Source organism: Nostoc sp. (assembly GCF_036917635.1).
GTDB lineage: Bacteria > Cyanobacteriota > Cyanobacteriia > Cyanobacteriales > Nostocaceae > Nostoc.
On sequence record NZ_JBALCW010000102.1, the window covers coordinates 135,786 to 153,847 of the forward strand.

Below are 18,062 nucleotides of genomic sequence, written 5' to 3' on the forward strand. Positions count from 1 at the left end.
AGTATTAATCTTGATGGATTAGATACAACTAAAGTTGTTATAAGTTGCACAATTGAGGAATCAAGCTATGACTCAAGTCTTAGGCAAAGTAGTTACATTCGATGAATTCGTTGCTAAATATCCAGATAACACAGGACAACGTTACGAGCTATATGATGGAGTAGTAGTAGAAATGCCCCAACCAACAGGCGACCATGAAGAGATTATTGTATTTTTATCTACAAAAATAACTTTAGAATATAGTCGCATCGGGCTGCGGTATGGTATACCAAAAACAGTATTAGTTAAACCACTTGAAAACGAATCAGCTTACTCGCCAGATGTCCTGATACTAAATCAGCCTAATTTAGTTAATGAACCATTGTGGAAAAAAAAATCAACTGTTACTCAAGCAGCATCAATTCCTTTAGTAATTGAGGTGGTGAGTCAGTGCGTTGCGCGGGTTCCCCGCGTTGAAGCAACTGACGAACCCGTAAGGGTAAGTACAAACTGGCGTGATGATTATCTGAAAAAATACGCTGACTATGAAGAAATGGGAATTCCTGAATACTGGATTGTCGATTATGGTGCATTGGGCGGTAGGGAATTTATTGGCAAGCCCAAACAACCGACTATTTTAGTTTGCGCTTTAGAAGAAGGGGAGTATCGCGTTAGTAAATTTCGAGGAGATGAACGTATCCAGTCGCCAATTTTTCCAGAGTTGAATTTGACCGCAGAGCAAATTTTTCAAGCTGGCACAGTCAGGTAATTCGTAATTCGTAATTCCCCATTGCCTTTAAGTAAATACTAAAGGAAGTGGTTTACCTACTCCATAACCTTGAGCGTAATCGACTCCAAGTTCTTTGAGTCGTTGTAAGATAGCATCATTTTCGACAAACTCAGCGATTGTTTTTATCCCCATCACATGCCCGATCCGGTTAATCGCTTCCACCATCGCATCATCCACAGAATTCTCGACAATGTTCTTAATAAATCCGCCATCAATTTTCAAATAGTTGACTGGGAGGGTTTTAAGATAGGCAAAAGAGGACATACCACTGCCAAAATCATCTAAGGCAAAATGGCAGCCCCAGCGCTGAAGTTCGCTAATAAACTGACTGGCTTTTGTTAAATTTGCGATCGCTACGGTTTCTGTAATTTCAAAGCAAATTGACTGTGGTGGAACTTGATACAATGCAAATTGCTCACGCAAAAAGTTAATAAACTGATCGTCGTTGATACTAGTGCCTGAAAGATTGATGGCATAAATAGTTTTACTATTGTGTTCTGTTAATGGCCAAGACTTAAACAGGGTCTTGATTACCCAGCGATCGATTGTCGGCATCAGGTTGTAGCGTTCAGCTGCCGGAATAAATGCCATAGGTGCAACTAAATTTCCCTTCTCATCTCTCAGGCGCAGCAAGATTTCATAATGAGTTTCCGGTGTTCCCGTAGGAGCGATCGCTGCAATAGCTTGGGAATATAAGCATAAACGATTTTCTGCTAGCGCCTTGGTAATCCGTGAAACCCACTGTATTTCTCCACGCTGTTGTAAAAGTTCTTCATCGTCAAACTGAAAAACATGAACGCGATTGCGCCCCTTATTTTTAGCAGCATAGCAAGCAGCATCTGCATAGCTTAAAAGACTGGCTTGGCTCTCACTGTTGGCGTTAATTTCTACTAAGCCAATACTGGCTCCAACCGAAAAAACATTGTCTTGCCAAATAAACCGAAACTCTTGAATAGTTTCGCGCCAAATATTAGCAATTCGCATAGCTTGCTCTAGAGAACATTGGTAAAGCAGTGCGCCAAATTCATCGCCGCCTAGTCTAGCTAATATGTCTGTTTGACGGATGTTAATTTGCAATAGTCTTGTGATTTGTCGCAAAAGTTCATCACCGGCTGCATGACCACAAGTATCGTTAACAACCTTGAATTGATCCAAATCCAAATAGCACAAGGCGTGTTCTAGGTTCTGTGTTTTGGCGTTGCTCACCGCTTGCTCTAGACATTGTTCAAATTCATAGCGATTGACTAGTCCTGTTAAAGAATCGTGGGTTGCTTGCCAAGAAAGTTGACGGGAGAGGCTGCGATTTTGGCTAACATCATGAAACACCATGACTGCACCGACAATTTGATTGTGGCGATCGCGAATTGGGGCTGCGGAGTCATCAATAGCAATTTCGCGATCCTCACGGGTAATTAAAACTGTGTGATTTGCTAGACCGACGATCTGCCCTGATTTTAAAGCTTTATCTACCGGATTTTCTGCTGGTTCTCGCGTAGTTTCATGGAAAATTCTAAAGATTTCTGCTAGGTGTAAACCTTTTACCTCTTGCTGACTCCAACCTGTGAGCATTTCGGCAACGGGGTTGAAATACTGAATTTTGCCAGTTGCATTTGTAGTGATTACCGCATCGCCAATGGAATGTAACGTAACTTGCGCTAATTCTTTTTCGTAAAAAAGTGCTTCTTCCATCTGTTTACGTTGTAGCAATAAACCCAATTGGGCAGCAATGGCTGTAATATTTTCTACAATCTGCTTGTCCTCAGTGGCAATTGCCAACTTAAAAAATACTAGCACTGCCAGAACTTGCTGGTTGGCAATCACAGGAATTCCCAATCCAGCTTTGATCTCATTTTTCAAAGCTGTGTCTTGACGGAGAAAAATAGTTTCTGGTTGTTGGGAAACATCTTCATGCCACTCTGGTTGCTGTGAAGCCCAGACTCTTCCAGGTAAACCAACACCTAATGCAAAGGTAAATGTTTCACTCACGGCCCGAAATTCATCGATTTGGCGTGCATGATTCCCATAGTTATGCTCATTGATGTACCAAGCTGAACTACATTGCAAAACATGATTATTAGCAGAAGGAATCCAGGCTTCGCCATAGTCCCAATGGGTTCTTTGACAGACTAATTGCAAAACTTGTACTAATGCCGAGTTGAAATCTGGGGACTCGGCGATCGCAAATGCGATTGTTTTGAGAAAGCGGAGTTCTTCTTCTGCTTGTTTGCGTAAGCGAAGCTCGTTGTAGACATCGCTAATATCTCTATGAGTCCCTGTCATTCGCAGTGGGTTACCATCTTCATCCCGTGTGACAACCTTAGCGTAATTGGCAATCCATTTCCATTTGCCGGATTTAGTCAGGACTCGATAATCAAAGTTATAACTATGCGAACTGTCTTGAAGATGAGCATTTAAGGTTTCCATTACCCAAGGCTGGTCTTCTGGATGGATCAACAGTTCCCAAGTGCTAACATTACCTGGGAGTTCTCCAAGGCTGTATCCCAGCATTTCCAGCCAACGGTGGCTAAAATAAACTTCGCCAGTCAGAATTTTCCAATCCCACAAACCATCGCCAGAACCTTCCAGTGCAAGTTGTAGCCTTTCTTCACTTTTTTGGAGAGCGGCTTCTGCCGAAATCCGTTTAGTGATATCCCGAAAGCTGAAAACTCGTCCGATGGGGCGATCGCTAATCCACTGAGGACGAGTATATAACTCAAAAATTCGCCCATCTTTTAATTCCCAAACATCGTAAGTTTTCTGTTCTGGGTAGTTGAGCATTTGGTTCGTCATCTGCAAAAATGCTTCTGAGTCTTGGAGTTGACTGGCAATAAATAACAATATTTGCTGATCCTGTCCCCATTTCATCGCCTTGAGAACTGAGTCTGTAACTTGCCACATCTCAAGAAATTGAGTATTGAAGTTAATTTTTCTTCCCTGAGCATCCAAAACCAAAATGCTATCAGCTGTCGATTCTAGAGTTGCTTGAAGTAATGAGTTAGACTGTAGCAAGTCATAATTCGTTAGTTTCAACCGCGCTGCTTGCTTTTGGGTAAGTTGAGAAAAATAGAAAACTAGCGTCACCAGTAAGGTCAAAAACAGTCCTTCTACCAGCACTAGCTGTGCCACCGGAGATAGCAGCAATTGAAGTTTTCCGGTAGTATTTGATAGCTGCTTAACAAGTATATTGTTCCAACTATTTATCGCTTGCCAGAGTAATAGATTTGCAGTCAAAACCCCAAAACCAATACTCAGGGGAAACCATCGTGGTAGGCGATCGACTCGCTCAAAAGCCAGAAGTTGGACGCTAACCCCAATCATCAGCAAGCCCAGTCCTGTCGGAAGTGCTACACCTGTTAGATATCCCCCTTTGTATTTGTAAGCTGTTTCTAGACCGCTAACGTAGCCGAATAATGCTACAAATCCAATGGCGATCGCTCCTGCTGATAACACTCCAGCAACAATTAATAAACGCTTGCTCATCTTGACTAGAGATAAGCACAGCAATGCTATACCCAATAGAGTAAAAGCTAGTGCTGTATTCAGAGAAGGGCGACCAGGTAAGGGAGTACCAACTTTAATCAGCAATTGGTCGACAGGTTTATTGATCCCCAAGGTTTCGCTGTAAGTAAGATGAGTGCTTGTCAGGTAGTCGTGTATAAAAAGTTGGTCGATACCAAAGTTTACCTGAAAGATATATTGTGCCAAAGTCAAGCTACCAATCAGAGCAACCACTAAGCTCAATCCGGCTGCAAGTCGTCGCCATTTTTTGATCAGAGTCAGCAATGCCCAGCCATTGAAGAAAAACGCTAGAGCAGTGTTGTAACGCATAGGAGGTGAATTTGGCAGGACTTGAATTATGGCATTTAAGTGAGTATGCCACGCAAGCATCACCATAAATCCCAAAATAATACTGAATACTGCGGTGAACAAGGGGATTATTTGGCATATTTTAGTAATAATTTTTAAAGTGGATAAATCAGCCATACTCTTCCTGATTGCACAACTGCAAAATCTAACTTTTCATTTATACTCAGTATTCCTTAATTCAAACAAAATTAGTCAAGCTGTCACAGAATTTTAGATTTTAAATTTTGGATTTGGGATTGAATAATTCCAAATATAAAATTTAAAAAGCTCTGAACTCAAGCGAATTTAAACGGGAGAAAAAATCTAAAATCCCAAATCCTTGATTGCAAGAGAGCATTTAGGCGACGCAAAACAATCTAAAATCTAAAATCTAAATTTATATTTTGAATCTTCAATCCCAAATTTAAAATTTAAAATCTAAAATTCTGTAATGTAGAAAATCTAGACCTGAAAGCTGCATCCTCAAACTAAAGATTATTGAAGGATAATTCAGAATAGCTCAATTCAGGAGCAAAGCCGGAGACCTTTTTGTTGCTTTGGTCAGAATTCATTCTGAATTCTGACGACTAGCGCCTTTATTCTGCTCGATAAATGGATTAATAATTGTTGGCATTGGCTGCAATTTTGTCTGATAAACCTTAACTAATCGCTCAATACCTTTGAAACGATAATCTCCCATTTCCTCAAAGTCTGAAGGCAGTGAAAGCATTTTATAAGTGGCTTTACTAATTACGCATTCACTAGGGGGACAAACTGCTTCCATGCGAGCAGCAAGATTAATCGTCGCGCCTAATGCAGTATAATCTACCCTTTGGGAACTACCGACATCTCCCACAACAGCTTTACCGCTATTAATCGCAATTCGTAATTGCAGGGGTTCGTGCCAAAAACCGTTGGCATTAAGATGTTCCAGACGAGTCAGCATTCCTTTGGCAGCATTCACAGCGCGATCGGCGTGATCTGCTTGCGGTTCTGGAGCGCCAAAAAATGCCATAATACAATCGCCAATATATTTATCTAAAGTGCCGCCCCAAGTAAACACTTCTTTTAGCATTTCTTCAAATAAATTATTTAATAATTGAGCGATCGCAGTTGGTGTTAACCGTTCAGAAATTGCTGTAAAGCCCACCAAATCTGCAAACAAAATACTAATTTCGCTCTCCGTGGGAGCTAAACGACCACCCGGTAATCCACCGACAGAAATCAACTGCTGCACAACTGCTGGAGAATGATAGCGTTCTAATCGGTGACGAATCATTTCTTCAGTTTTGAGTTTCTCTACCAGCAGCCAACGCTGCACACTCGAAGCCACAATGTTTGCTAAAGCCGAAAAAAAGCTCAATTCTTCTTCGCCTTCATTTGCCCAATGGTAAGAAGAAAGATTGGCATCGGCATAGAGTACGCCCACAACTTTATTTTCATCCCATAAAGGCACTGCCATCGCGCTGCGAATGCCTTTGACTAAAATACTCTGTTCACTAGCAAATCGTTCATCCTGCTGGGTATCGGCGGTTTGAATGACAACTTTTTCGTCAAATACCTTTTGACATATACTCCGACTAATCCAACTTCCATCAGAGGGGAGATGTTTTTGTTGAGAAATATTTCTAGTAGCAGCATTGACTAATTCTAATTGACCGCAACCATTAACATCAATTAATAATGCCAAGCGCTCGATACTATCAAGGTAACGAAAAACTACTTGCTGCACCTGAGAAAAAATCTCTTCTATAGATGCCGCCGCACAGAGATTTTTAGCTATGTCCACTAAGTCTTTGAGACGGGCAATGGTTTTATCTTTATTATTGATGTTGCCATCTTTGCTATCAGCTGCGATCCATTGCTGTTGTAATTGTTCGACATTATGAAGGATTGTTCTTTGTTCATTAATGTCCGAAGTTTCAGGATACCCTGATGTCGGGTGGGAAACAGGGGTTGTGAGCAGCACTACCAGGGTAACATTGCCCAGCCAAATGATATCGCCGTGATGTAGCTCTTGGGGAAAGTTAACAAGATATTTATTTACTTGCGTCCCGTTTTTGCTGCCCACATCCTCAATAGTCCACACACCGTCAGATGTTTTCACCAAGCGGGCATGGTTGCGAGATACTCCAGCAAAAGGTAGGTACAGGTTACATTCCGGCAAACGGCCAATTGTGAATATATCTTGATCAACTGCGATCGTTGTCTCGCTATCTCCCTCTTGTAGGCGTAGTGTCAGTTCAGTCATGAGTGTGATCCATCGAAGCTAGAGGTGCAAGCAACTCTAAGGTAAGTTATACCCTAAAGGTTAACCTTCACCTTTTCTTTATGACACTGTTAACTACATTCCGACAACTGCATGTGACGGATCTTACATTGGAAGAAGCAATTTTGTTACAGGTTCAGTTCAGAAGGGGGTTTGAGAACAAGCGAATTCAAACGCGAGAATAAATCTAAAATCTAAAATCTAAAATTGATTCACCTACTAGACATCTCCGAAAAAGAATGTAGAGACGCGAAATTTCGCGTTTCTACAAGGGTTTTAGGTTACGCATATTTAATTTTTGGAGATGTTTACTCAATCGCTACTCAAAAGTACCATCTTTAACCACATTTTTAGCGATCGCAAAGACAAACCACTATCCGGCGATTAGCTGGCGAAACTAAACCTTGATGCAAAATATCAGATTTTTCCGGTTGAGCAAAAATATAAGTGAATAATTATTTTACATCGAATATGTATAGCTAAAACTCATGGAAATACCTCAACGCGTATCAGTGCGCTACAAAGACGCGTCTTTCAACAGTAATGAAATCCGCTTGAGAACTTTTCGGCTTGGGTTACAAATATGGGAAGAACAAACCAAACCTCGAAAAACAGAGCTTTATCAGTTTATATCGTCTTGCTTGAAACAAGTTGATCGCCAAGATCGTTTTATGTTTTCTCTGCTGTTCATAGAATTAACAGACCTGATACGCAATTCTTCCCTAGAAAGGGGAACGAAAGAGGTTTTGATTAAAACAGCTTTTAGGGAGTTTGCTTGTGCAATAACAGACTTTGAAGACGTTGCTAAGTAAGGTTGGTCATGAGGATGCTGGTATTGCGTAGGCGTAGCCTAACCCAGGCATCGCCCTGAAGTCAGCTAATCTAATCAAGTAGGATATTTATAGGTAAGCAGCTTTCCCATCAGATTAGTTTTTTCGCTGAATGCGCGGATGGGTAGGTGTTCGAGAAGGAGTGATTATAGAAATGGCTGAATTGCCTTCTATGTAATAACTTGAGAGCGTTAGTATTTTGAAACCATCCGCGCACCTTATGGGGACAAGTTTTCAGCCATTTGCCTCTAGCCAAATCACAACTCCTCGTGTTATGATTTCTGCATTCGCGCAACCGAACCTTGAAAACCAAATAGAGCAAGACTTTCAGAAGCCAGCGATTGCAATTACCTAAAATCCCTATTAGGGATTGAAACATAACCATCTATTTTTAACAACCAAGGTAACTCAAATTGCAATTACCTAAAATCCCTATTAGGGATTGAAACGAGTCCAGAACATTTCTACATCGGCGCACACCAACATTGCAATTACCTAAAATCCCTATTAGGGATTGAAACTCAAGAATTATCGAGAGTGCGATTAAGAACTTATTAATTGCAATTACCTAAAATCCCTATTAGGGATTGAAACAAATGGCGTTTCCACCACAATTACATCTGCCAAGTATTGCAATTACCTAAAATCCCTATTAGGGATTGAAACTGGATCAGATATTCCGGTCAATGAGAATAAAAATCAATTGCAATTACCTAAAATCCCTATTAGGGATTGAAACTTCTATTGCACTCCCAAATACAGGAAGCTCAATAGATTGCAATTACCTAAAATCCCTATTAGGGATTGAAACAAACGCTACTCTCCTTTTGCTGGATATAGTAAACATTGCAATTACCTAAAATCCCTATTAGGGATTGAAACATATGCCTTGTACCTATGTAAGCGAAGGTTGAAAATTGCAATTACCTAAAATCCCTATTAGGGATTGAAACTTATCGGTAGATATTCTTCGCTCAACGATCGCACGGATTGCAATTACCTAAAATCCCTATTAGGGATTGAAACATGCTTACGGCATAGAGCTTCAATACACCCCCGATTGCAATTACCTAAAATCCCTATTAGGGATTGAAACAAGCTTCCGGTGACTTGCCCAAGAGTAGCAAGGATTGCAATTACCTAAAATCCCTATTAGGGATTGAAACACCAGTGAAAAGGTCTACCAGAATACTTATGATTGCAATTACCTAAAATCCCTATTAGGGATTGAAACAAAAGCAGTTAATCGTGGCAGTTCCAACAAAAACATTGCAATTACCTAAAATCCCTATTAGGGATTGAAACTAATGCCGAACATTGGAAAAATCCACTTGTAATCATAGATTGCAATTACCTAAAATCCCTATTAGGGATTGAAACGTGTAATGACTTCACAATTGCATTGCAATTTTACAATTGCAATTACCTAAAATCCCTATTAGGGATTGAAACTTTGCTTTTGACTCGCAACATTATCTAACCATTGATTGCAATTACCTAAAATCCCTATTAGGGATTGAAACATTGAATTATCAGTTGATGAGTGAAACTGTAGACGCATTGCAATTACCTAAAATCCCTATTAGGGATTGAAACATATCTGTAGGAGTAAGTGGATTACTAAGTGTGCCACATTGCAATTACCTAAAATCCCTATTAGGGATTGAAACGCATTGTTGGGCGTTAAGAGTACCTCATGTGAGCATTGCAATTACCTAAAATCCCTATTAGGGATTGAAACCTCGATGCGATTGTACGCGGCTGCAATATCAAGAAATTGCAATTACCTAAAATCCCTATTAGGGATTGAAACTTCTACGGTTGCCTTGTTTTGATAGCTGGTAAAAGCATTGCAATTACCTAAAATCCCTATTAGGGATTGAAACACAAAATAATTTTTTAGGGGCGATCGGCCCATTGAATTGCAATTACCTAAAATCCCTATTAGGGATTGAAACTTACTCCTCAAACACAAGGGCTTGCAATATTCCAAGTAGATTGCAATTACCTAAAATCCCTATTAGGGATTGAAACCGGGTGCAGACTATCTACGCAAAGGGCAAATCCTAGTAAATTGCAATTACCTAAAATCCCTATTAGGGATTGAAACTGATACTAGGTACATAAGTACCGAGTTCGTCATATTGCAATTACCTAAAATCCCTATTAGGGATTGAAACGGTAGAACTTGCTAGTAATCGACCATGAGTGAAAGATTGCAATTACCTAAAATCCCTATTAGGGATTGAAACGTAAACGCAGATTGACGGCGATCGCTAACTACAATATTGCAATTACCTAAAATCCCTATTAGGGATTGAAACCCTAATTGCCCGGCGGGAAGCCTAGAGCAATTTCATTGCAATTACCTAAAATCCCTATTAGGGATTGAAACTATCGCCTCTAAACCTGTATACAAGTAAAATATAATTGCAATTACCTAAAATCCCTATTAGGGATTGAAACATTGAGGAAAGCAGGGAGTATTCTGGATTCAACGCAATTGCAATTACCTAAAATCCCTATTAGGGATTGAAACATGAAAATATCCAAGCCATTACCCCTCTATTCTATTGCAATTACCTAAAATCCCTATTAGGGATTGAAACAGAAGAAGATGGGGATAACTATGGCTTCAACTATTTATTGCAATTACCTAAAATCCCTATTAGGGATTGAAACAAGAAACTAAAAATCAAATCGAGAATTTACAGAAATTGCAATTACCTAAAATCCCTATTAGGGACTTCCAAATAAAAAAATACTCAACTACTTCTTGTGGGGTGGGCATCTTGCCCGCCCCACAAGATTGGGTAATTTATTTCTTGGAAGTCCCTAAGCAGCTATAAATATAACGTCAACTAACTTTCGGTTGCTGCCATAGGATGAGTTTCAATTCAGAGCAGTAGCAACCCCCATCACTAATTTCTCCTTCGTGGTCAGTTAGCCAATCATAAATTTGTGTAGCTTTTGCTAATGCCACTTTTTCTGAGCGATAAAGCCGAGGAGTAGGGCAGTAGGCTTGGCCATTGATGTGTATAGCTGCAATCTGCCAATAATCGCTTTCTGGTACAACTTCTAAAAACCCGTTACTGTAAGGCTGGATTATTCCTATGTTCATCTACAACCATCAAACTTTAAAATAAAGACCATAACTAAATCGATACCAGCCAATTCTTCAGAGTCAAAGCTGGAATCACCAGGGAATGCAGTAGCAACCCCTGAAGAATGATTGTGAGTTTCTAGTCAATAAAAATCTGAATGATTAGTCACTTTTTGGCTTGATTCCGTTATTGGCAGCAATAATTGCCAGAGAAATAGGCACAAACTGGGCTAAATTACCGAAAAATTGGGTCTATTGCCTCACCCGGAAGAATTCAAGCGAATCAAAATTGCCATTCTGGCGATCGCTAGTTGATATGCTTAATATTTGGACACTGCTTCAATCATCTGGAAACTGCCAATCGCACGATCGTTGTCCATCATCTCAACAACTAGCGATCGCATCGCAGTGTGTGCTATGGCTATTTAAACAATTAGGTATCGAATATGGGCTTGTAGAGAAGGCTAGCGCTTCATCTTTGTGTATGATCAGCCTGTGGCAATACATCTTAACCGACGTGGAAACTGGCAGGTTTTGAAACCTAAACTTTTAAACTTTCAATTACCCTGAATGACTCAAGTATGGTTACACTACCGACATAGTAATCACTGTTGGTGGAATACCGAGCGATGTATAGAAATGCTAAAAGATTGACTGCTATTTTTCTGTTGGTTTTTTTGTTGATTGTTTCTATCAACTTTGCAGTAATTGCTCAAGATAGTTCAGATGGGCCTTCTGTAAATTTGGCGCCTCAGCTATGTTCAATGCCTCCGGGACTGAAAACTCAACAAGTCATTGCCGATAATGGTGGTAAGCAAGTTACAATGGGCGATCGCATCAGGGTAAAAGTTGAAGGATTATCAGCCGCGACCAGAAATGCAACGGCTAATGCCACCAATTCATTTGATCCTCGACAATTAGTATTATACCTGGATGGCTATGAACTAGATGATGTCCACGGAGAACCAGTCATCGTCAAGGTTCGGGGTAAAGATCAAAGGACAGTTCTTGAGGATGATTGGTTAGCTTTTCGACTTGAACGCACCGACTCGTCTCAAGCTGCATGGAATCAGCTTCTTGGTAGCAGATACAGTATTAACGTGATAGCGGGAGTCGGCTGTCCCAAAAAGATGGCAATTCGGGTGAGCGATGGTTTCCCACCTCCTCAATTAACAATAGTTCTGTTTTCGTGGCGATTTTGGCTGTGTCTGCTTCTACTTGTGGCTGTTGTATTAATGTTCGTTAGATATTGCCGAAACACTCTTCGTAGTTCTGGTATAGAAGGAGTTTACTGTCAAAAAGAGGTGATTGCTGGACAGGAATTGTTGATCACAGAAAAGGCTGAACTTAAAAACGAATATCGTCAAAGCCGAATTGCTCGATTTTTTCTTGGCAGAAAAAAATTGAACAGAAACCCATTCAGTCTATCGATATCTCAACTTGCTTTTTGGACATTTCTAATTTTTGGTGCTTATCTGATTATCTATGGCATAACAGGAGACTATACCAATGTTTTGACTAAACAATCACTAATATTATTGGGAATCAATTCTGTAACTACCGTTGGTACTTCGTTAATTGATGGACAAGGGAATGAGAAGAATAAAAAAGGTAGTCAACGCCTTTCTGAAGGTTTTTTCTACGATATATTATCGGACATTAATGGAGTCAACTTTCATCGGTTCCAAACATTTATTTGGACAGTTGCGCTCGGACTATTCTTTGTTTGGGAAGTCCTTAAAAATCTGTCAATGCCGGAATTTGATGACACTCTTCTTACACTACAAGGAATCAGTGCCGCAACATATCTTGGGCTTAGAGGGCAAGAACAGCATGGTATGATAAAAGAGCCAGAATCTATATCTACAAAAGATAATTCATCTGAACAACCGCTTCCACCAGAACAAGTCAATCCACCACAGAGCGATTCATCGATTCCTGCTCCCTAAATTCTAGATGTTGAATCTTTGGCTGCGTAATCGCCCAATCTAGGCGATCGCACTCGCACTATCTTGTTACTAATGTAGGTTGAGTTTCGTTTCTCAACCCAACCTACAAATCTTCAAAACTTACGGAGTATTGCCTAACACCCCTTCCCGATGCTTTGGCGGGGTGGGGTTCTTATTTTGGATGTATGCAAGAGGTTTATTTGTTGCACTATTGGCGCATCTTGATACAGAATTGGTATTAGGGACTGACAAATAAAAAAATGTTCCAAAACTGACCCAAAAACTCTCTCTATTTCTTCTCTCTGCGTTCTCTGCGTCTAATAAGGTTCGTTTATTGGAATAATTTATTTCTTGGAAGTCCCTAAATTACTCAAATAAACGAACCACTCCAGACACAGAGAACACAGAGGAATAAGGAGGAGAGAGTTTTTTCGCCAGTTTTTTGGGTATTTTTTTCTTTGTCAGTCCCTTAGCAAAGACATTGAAGAAGAATTCACCTATGTATGCTAGTTTTGCACGCACTTTCAGATTTCATCGACTGCGATTTTGCGATAAGTGGCTCATCTCCTAGTTATTGGTACGAGGGGCGTTGTCTCCAAAGTGGCAATCGCCTAAAATTACCCCGCACCTCAATATCTGAAGCGATCGCTCACGGACTCATGCAACAACTTGCCAAAAATGACTGTTATTCTCGTGAAGGCAAGATGTATGGAATACTTTTAGTTGAACTGGCTAATGGCGAACAAAGGGTACTCAAAGCCTTCTCCGGTCTTTTGAATGGTTCGAGTGTAGTTGAGGGCTGGGTTCCACCAATTCCAGGACGAGACGAAGTTGCTTTGGAGGAAGCCCGCACATTAGCACAGTTGGACGCGATTAAGCAAGAAATTTTTACCTTAAAGCAACTAACCGAACGCCAGCAGTATGAAACCCTGTTGGATGAATTTGAGCAACAATTGCAAGCAATGAGCGATCACCATCGCCATTGCAAACATCAACGACAAGAAAAACGTCAGCAAATCTGCAATACATTTACAAAAGAAGCACTCACGATTGCCCTTGAACAACTCAACGAAGAGAGTCGTCAGCAGGGAATTGAGCGACGACAACTTAAACGCCAGCAAAATGCAGTATTACAGCCTCTTCAGGAGTTAATTGTAGCGAAGGATGCGCGAATTAGCGAACTCAAACTTCAGCGTAAAGCACTGTCTTGTCAATTACAAGCTCAGATGCACGCTACCTACAGCCTGACTAATTTTTCTGGGCGATCGCTATCATTACAGCAATTAATGCCAGGAGGTTCGCCCACTGGCACAGGAGACTGTTGTACTCCAAAACTGCTCCATTATGCGGCAACACATGATCTTAAACCCCTGGCAATGGCAGAATTTTGGTGGGGTGCGGCTTCGGTAAATCAAGATAAAATTCAGGGAAAATTTTATGGAGCATGTGCCGAGCGATGCCAGCCATTAATGGGGTTTTTGCTCTCAGGGTTAAGACCTATTTCAATCCCTAACAAGGATTTTCATATAACAACTCCATTATTAGTAAATACATTAGCACATTTACCTAGACTTAATGTTTTTGAGTCCAATGAATTTCCTCCCATGAAGGGAGAGATCCCGATTATTTATGAAGACGAATGGCTGATTGCTGTGAACAAACCTGCTGGATTACTTTCGGTGCCGGGTCGTTATCGCGATCGCCAAGATAGTGTCTTGAGTCGCTTACGCCATCTGTTAGCTGATGGCATGGCGCTTGCATCCGTGCATCGCCTAGATCAGGAAACTTCTGGGATTTTGTTGTTGGCACGCGATCGTCAAACCCATCGGCAAATTAGCCAGCAGTTTCAGCAACGCCAGGTTCACAAGGTTTATGAAGCCATACTTTCCGGTGCTGTGATTGAGCGAGGTAAAATTGAACTGCCACTGTGGGGAGATCCTGAAAATCGCCCTTATCAAAAAGTCGATTGGCAGCATGGTAAACCCAGCTTGACACACTTCCAGGTAATAGCAACAGAAGGAGGCTACACCCGCGTAGAATTTACACCGCTAACAGGGCGCACTCATCAATTAAGGGTTCATGCGGCTGATCCGCGAGGACTTGGAGTAACTATTTTAGGCGATCGCCTTTATGGATGCAGTGCAGTTACCAGTCGCTTACATCTGCACGCTAGAGAACTTCGGTTCGAGCATCCGCAGTTAGAAAAAACCCTGCATTTACAAGCAATTACGCCCTTTTGACGCTCAACTCTTCCTTACGAACGAAGTCGGGGATGTGAACACCACGAACCTCTGAAAACTTTTGGGAAGCACTATGAGTAATTAATTAATATTAGTCGCCTCCCAAACGGAGGAATATAGATGACAAACCACACTATCTTGGAACCATTGCGCGAAGACCAATGGTTTATTCAGAGCCAGGAACTACGATCCTTTCTGGCAAAAGTGTCTGAAATTAGCGCTCACACTGTTGACGATCGCACCCAAACTCTCGCTAGATTAGAACCCTATTTTCAAGAACTGCTTGTCCAACAGGAATGGCTACCCCAAAAGTTTGCCCAAGTCAATCCCGAAAGCAGGATGGGCGGCGGTATCGGTCAGTGGCTACTTTATCGCGCCAAAAACCAGTCACTGTCAATCTTTAGTTTGGTGATTCCCCCAGGTTCAACGACTCCCGTCCACGACCATTTAGCCTGGGGATTGATTGGTTTATACAAAGGCAATCAAGAAGAAACAGTCTATCGCCGTGTAGATAACGGCGATGCCCAAGGACACGCACAATTACAAATAACTGAAGTGCGTAGACTTAAAACAGGAGATATCTACCGCCTGTTACCCCCAGATGGTGATATCCACGCCGTCAAAACTACATCCCAGAGCGCATCTGTATCTATCCATATTTTAGGTAATGATACTGGTTGCATCTGGCGTCACCAGTTCATGCCAGAATCTCATAGCGTCAAATCCTTTCGCTCTGGATATTCCAACGCTCCTTGTGAAGAGGAAGAGGAAAAAGAACATGCCCTACACTAGACCACAACCCCCCGTATTCGAGCGAGTTGAAGACGAACGTCTGCACCGCAAACAACGCCTAGCTGCTGCCTTTCGCCTGTTTGGTAAATTTGGTTTCAGCGAGGGAATCGCAAGCCATATTACAGCTCGCGATCCAGAGTTTACAGACCATTTCTGGGTGAATCCATTAGGTACATACTTCGGTCACATCCGAGTTTCTGACCTGATCTTGGTTAACAAACAAGGTGAGGTGGTTAAAGGTGATGCTGAAGTGAATCGAGCTGCTTTCGCCATCCATTCTGAGATTCATGAACTTCGACCTGATGTAATCGCGGCGGCTCACGCGCATTCACTTTATGGTAAAGCCTGGTCTAGTTTAGGTCGTCTTCTTGACCCCTTGAATCAAGATTCTTGTGCTTTTTATGAAGACCATGTGTTATTTGATGACTTCACAGGTGTGGTTTTAGAAATTTCTGAAGGTCAGCGACTGGCGCAAGCTTTGGGTACAAACAAAGCCATAATCCTGCGTAACCACAGCATTTTAACTGTGGGACATACAGTAGATGAAGCTGCCTTTTGGTACATTAACTTAGAGCGATCGTGCCAAGCCCAACTACTGGCAGAAGCTGCCGGTAGACCTACTACTATCAAACACGAAACAGCCCGTTTAACACAAACTCAAGTGGGGTCACATACAAGTGGGTGGTTCGGCTTCCAGCCCCTTTACGACAGAATTGTACGCGAAGAACCTGATTTGCTAAATTAGTGCTGTGTTTTTTTGACACTGAGATAATAGGCGGGGAAGGATCAATTTTCCCCACTTCCCTCTATTGTTGACCTAAATTTATTTATATACTACGGTAACACTATAGATTTATAGTATTTATATAGTTCCGAGAAATCATTTTGGTATTGAGCCGAGATACGTGTAAAAACCTGCATTCCGGGTCTGAAAAGCACCGCTATACATAGCTTGTAGCGATTTTTAAGTACGATTGACAGTTAGATGCAATTTTGGTGTGTCTATCACTACAAAAGCAGAAGTGTTTATTAACTTTGTTAACGATTGAAGTAGAGTTTAGATAGTAGCCTTGAACTAAAGTTCAAGGCGAGTGAGTCAAGCGTTGAATTAAGCCATTTTTAGGCTTTTGTTAATACCAATGATAGATGTATGCGCTGACAAATGGAATTGGTGTTAGTAATAAATCAACTGAAAATTTTTGAAGTGTGAATCAATAAATTGATTATGACTAATCCTACAGAACTATTGGGATCGCGCTACGGTGAAATTCCCTTCAATCCCGAAATTGAATGGAATGATTCTCTAACAGCACTACTATCTCACCGTTCAATCCGGTCTTATTTATCAATACCTCTACCACCGGGAACCCTGGAGTTACTAATTGCAGCCGCCCAATCTGCATCTACTTCCTCTAATTTGCAAACCTGGAGTGTGGTAGCAGTGGAAGATGAAGAACGCAAAGAGGAGTTATCTAAGTTAGCGGGGAACCAAGCACATATTAAGCAGGTTCCTTTATTCTTGGTTTGGTTAGCAGACTTGGCGCGTCTAAATTACGTTGCTGAGAGTCGCGGCATATCTCATGATGCGCTAGAATACTTGGAAATGTTTGTGACGGCAACAATTGATGCAGCCTTGGCGGCGCAAAACGCAACAGTAGCAGCCGAGTCACTCGGTTTAGGGACTTCCAAATAAAAAAATATACAACTATTTATTGTGGGGTGGGCGTCTCGCCCGCCCATAGTCAAAGGCGGGCAAGTTGCCCACCCCACAAGATTGGATAATTTATTTCCTGGAAGTCCCTTAGGAACAGTATATATCGGTGGAATCCGCAACCATCCGCAAGAGGTAGCAGAGATATTGAATTTGCCTTCGTCTGTGTATGCTGTATTTGGGCTGTGTGTAGGCTATCCGAATCCAGAGGTAGAAGCAGCGATTAAGCCACGGTTGCCACAATCAGCTGTGCTGCACCGAGAAACCTATAAATTGGCAGATCAAGAAGAAGCGATCGCTCATTACAACCAGATCATGAAAGAATTCTATACTGAACAAGAGATGAATATCCCTGGCGATTGGTCAGAACACTCAGCCCAAAGGATCGCAACCGTAGAATCACTGAAAGGACGCGATCGCTTGCGTGAAGTTCTCAATCACCTTGGCTTCAAGTTACTGTACTGTGCGTTCGCTGATTTTGAGGCAGTAAAAGGAATTAATTGCTTTATCGGTAAGGGTTAAGACGATTTTTCAAGCAAAGGTATTATGAGAG

At 41.4% G+C, this 18,062-nt stretch carries 10 protein-coding genes, 2 pseudogenes and 1 CRISPR repeat array; of the genes and pseudogenes, 9 read left to right on the forward strand and 3 right to left on the reverse strand.

Features of this window, described 5'->3' with window-relative positions; genetic code table 11:
- The first annotated feature begins 67 nt into the window (after positions 1–67).
- Positions 68–748, forward strand: coding sequence for a Uma2 family endonuclease (locus V7K32_RS26085; protein WP_334997410.1), 681 nt, complete (start codon positions 68–70; stop codon positions 746–748).
- 27 nt (positions 749–775) lie between these two features.
- Here V7K32_RS26085 and V7K32_RS26090 read toward each other — a convergent pair whose 3' ends face one another.
- Positions 776–4,753, reverse strand: a complete 3,978-nt coding sequence (locus V7K32_RS26090; protein ID WP_334997412.1) for an EAL domain-containing protein — start codon at positions 4,751–4,753, stop codon at positions 776–778.
- A 430-nt stretch (positions 4,754–5,183) separates the two neighbouring features.
- Entirely contained in the window at positions 5,184–6,866 is a 1,683-nt protein-coding gene (locus tag V7K32_RS26095) for an adenylate/guanylate cyclase domain-containing protein (RefSeq protein WP_334997414.1), read from the reverse strand.
- Positions 6,867–7,372: 506 nt separating this feature from the next.
- Here V7K32_RS26095 and V7K32_RS26100 point away from each other — a divergent pair.
- Positions 7,373–7,696 (forward strand): hypothetical protein, encoded by a 324-nt coding sequence (locus tag V7K32_RS26100; RefSeq protein ID WP_094328612.1) that lies wholly within the window; start codon positions 7,373–7,375, stop codon positions 7,694–7,696.
- A gap of 358 nt (positions 7,697–8,054) precedes the next feature.
- Positions 8,055–10,467: direct repeats of the CRISPR family, unit length 37 nt; unit sequence ATTGCAATTACCTAAAATCCCTATTAGGGATTGAAAC.
- A gap of 104 nt (positions 10,468–10,571) precedes the next feature.
- On the opposite strand, the gene V7K32_RS26105 is transcribed toward V7K32_RS26100, so the two are convergent.
- A complete protein-coding gene (locus V7K32_RS26105; protein WP_334997416.1) occupies positions 10,572–10,835 on the reverse strand; it encodes a hypothetical protein in 264 nt (87 codons plus the stop codon).
- A gap of 160 nt (positions 10,836–10,995) precedes the next feature.
- Here V7K32_RS26105 and V7K32_RS26110 point away from each other — a divergent pair, with 160 nt between their 5' ends.
- The 7 genes and pseudogenes from V7K32_RS26110 to V7K32_RS26140 all read left to right on the forward strand — a co-directional run.
- A complete protein-coding gene (locus V7K32_RS26110) occupies positions 10,996–11,355 on the forward strand; it encodes a hypothetical protein (protein WP_334997418.1) in 360 nt (119 codons plus the stop codon).
- Between the two features lie 91 nt (positions 11,356–11,446).
- A complete protein-coding gene (locus V7K32_RS26115; RefSeq protein WP_334997420.1) occupies positions 11,447–12,766 on the forward strand; it encodes a hypothetical protein in 1,320 nt (439 codons plus the stop codon).
- A gap of 503 nt (positions 12,767–13,269) precedes the next feature.
- Positions 13,270–15,006: a pseudouridine synthase gene (locus V7K32_RS26120; protein ID WP_334997422.1), complete on the forward strand. Its 1,737-nt coding sequence runs from the start codon at positions 13,270–13,272 to the stop codon at positions 15,004–15,006.
- Positions 15,007–15,126: 120 nt separating this feature from the next.
- Positions 15,127–15,798 carry a hypothetical protein gene (locus V7K32_RS26125; protein ID WP_334997424.1) on the forward strand — a complete coding sequence of 224 codons (672 nt, stop codon included), beginning with the start codon at positions 15,127–15,129 and terminating at the stop codon, positions 15,796–15,798.
- A complete protein-coding gene (locus V7K32_RS26130) occupies positions 15,785–16,543 on the forward strand; it encodes a class II aldolase/adducin family protein (protein WP_334997426.1) in 759 nt (252 codons plus the stop codon). The genes V7K32_RS26125 and V7K32_RS26130 overlap by 14 nt, the downstream gene beginning before the upstream one ends.
- Before the next feature lie 480 nt (positions 16,544–17,023).
- Positions 17,024–17,473: pseudogene (locus V7K32_RS26135) on the forward strand (nitroreductase family protein); the annotation flags it as partial.
- Positions 17,474–17,599: 126 nt separating this feature from the next.
- A pseudogene (locus V7K32_RS26140) lies at positions 17,600–17,968 on the forward strand (NADPH-dependent oxidoreductase); the annotation flags it as partial.
- Positions 17,969–18,062: the final 94 nt, after the last annotated feature.

Coding starts and splice junctions, on each gene's coding strand:
- V7K32_RS26085 (WP_334997410.1), top strand. CDS start 68: ATGACTCAAGTCTTAGGCAAAGTAGTTACATTCGATGAATTCGTTGCT.
- V7K32_RS26095 (WP_334997414.1), bottom strand. CDS start 6,866: ATGACTGAACTGACACTACGCCTACAAGAGGGAGATAGCGAGACAACG.
- V7K32_RS26125 (WP_334997424.1), top strand. CDS start 15,127: ATGACAAACCACACTATCTTGGAACCATTGCGCGAAGACCAATGGTTT.
- V7K32_RS26090 (WP_334997412.1), bottom strand. CDS start 4,753: ATGGCTGATTTATCCACTTTAAAAATTATTACTAAAATATGCCAAATA.
- V7K32_RS26100 (WP_094328612.1), top strand. CDS start 7,373: ATGGAAATACCTCAACGCGTATCAGTGCGCTACAAAGACGCGTCTTTC.
- V7K32_RS26120 (WP_334997422.1), top strand. CDS start 13,270: ATGCTAGTTTTGCACGCACTTTCAGATTTCATCGACTGCGATTTTGCG.
- V7K32_RS26115 (WP_334997420.1), top strand. CDS start 11,447: ATGTATAGAAATGCTAAAAGATTGACTGCTATTTTTCTGTTGGTTTTT.
- V7K32_RS26105 (WP_334997416.1), bottom strand. CDS start 10,835: ATGAACATAGGAATAATCCAGCCTTACAGTAACGGGTTTTTAGAAGTT.
- V7K32_RS26130 (WP_334997426.1), top strand. CDS start 15,785: ATGCCCTACACTAGACCACAACCCCCCGTATTCGAGCGAGTTGAAGAC.